Raw genomic sequence first — 1,149 nt, forward strand, 5'->3', positions numbered from 1 at the left:
GTTTTGTTTTAACAGCGTCATTGGTGAGAAATAAAGAGTGATAGAATTGAGAAAATTGACAATTGTATAACAAGGAAATTATTATGGTTATAATTGGATATTATGTTTGAAAGGATGGGTAATATGAATATATTAACAGTTGTACCACGTATATATGTTTCAAACCTACAATCTCATCTAGATTTCTATAAAACTTTATTAAAACAAGAAACACCTCATGAATTTCAAATAAATCAAACATGTGTCGCTAGATTCTCAAAGGAGACATATGTATGGGATATATGATGGACTTGCGTAATTTGGTCGGAAGTAGACCTTTAATTATGGTCGGGGCGTGTATACTTGTTATAGATAATGAGCAACGAGTTTTATTACAACTTCGAAAAGATAATGCGTGCTGGGGACTAATTGGTGGTTCTATGGAGTTAGGAGAAACACTCGAACAAGTAGCTCGTAGAGAATTACTCGAGGAAACAGGACTAACAGCTGAGAATCTTACATTAATTCATACATATTCAGGGGAAGCTTTTTATTATCAATATCCTCATGGCGATGAAGTTTATAATGTTGTGACGGCTTTTGAATGTAAAGAATATAACGGTTATTTAAGGCATGACAAAGATGAGGCAACTGAACTTCAATTTTTCTCTTTATATGATTTACCAGAAAATATAAGTCCGCCAGATAGACCTGTACTCGAAGATTATAAATTAAAATACACCTTATAAGAATGGGTGGTTTAAAGAAACCAGTTTTAAAATACAACTTCAAATAAAACAACACTTTAGCCGATTACTAAGGTGTTTCAGCAGAAGAAATAACCTATCCATTGTAGAGAATTTATAAAATTATATTCAGAAAAACTAATAGAAGGAGAAAATAGGAATGAACATACGTATCAAACAACTTAAAGGTAATGTAGTTAATCAAGAATTCATAAAAAAAATTATAGAATTGTGGAATAAAAATGCTATAGAAACTGCAGAATGTGAACTAGATGAGAGTGATAGGAAGGCTATCCAAGAGCAAATAGAACAATATATTCAATCGAAATATGGTGTAGTTTTTGTAGCAATTAATGAAAACCATCAGACTATTGGCTATGGTATTGCTTCTGTGAAACAAGATTTAGTTAGCGATATATTATAT

Annotated in this window: 1 protein-coding gene and 1 pseudogene; both read left to right on the plus strand. The window is 31.3% G+C overall.

What is annotated here, in order from left to right; all coding sequences use genetic code 11:
• The first annotated feature begins 272 nt into the window (after positions 1–272).
• Positions 273–728: an NUDIX hydrolase gene (locus V7183_RS24545; RefSeq protein ID WP_335361157.1), complete on the plus strand. Its 456-nt coding sequence runs from the start codon at positions 273–275 to the stop codon at positions 726–728.
• Between the two features lie 157 nt (positions 729–885).
• A pseudogene (locus V7183_RS24550) lies at positions 886–1,149 on the plus strand (GNAT family N-acetyltransferase); the annotation flags it as partial.

The sequence above is a fragment of the Bacillus sp. JJ1127 genome (assembly GCF_036965845.1).
Taxonomy (GTDB): Bacteria; Bacillota; Bacilli; order Bacillales; family Bacillaceae_G; genus Bacillus_A.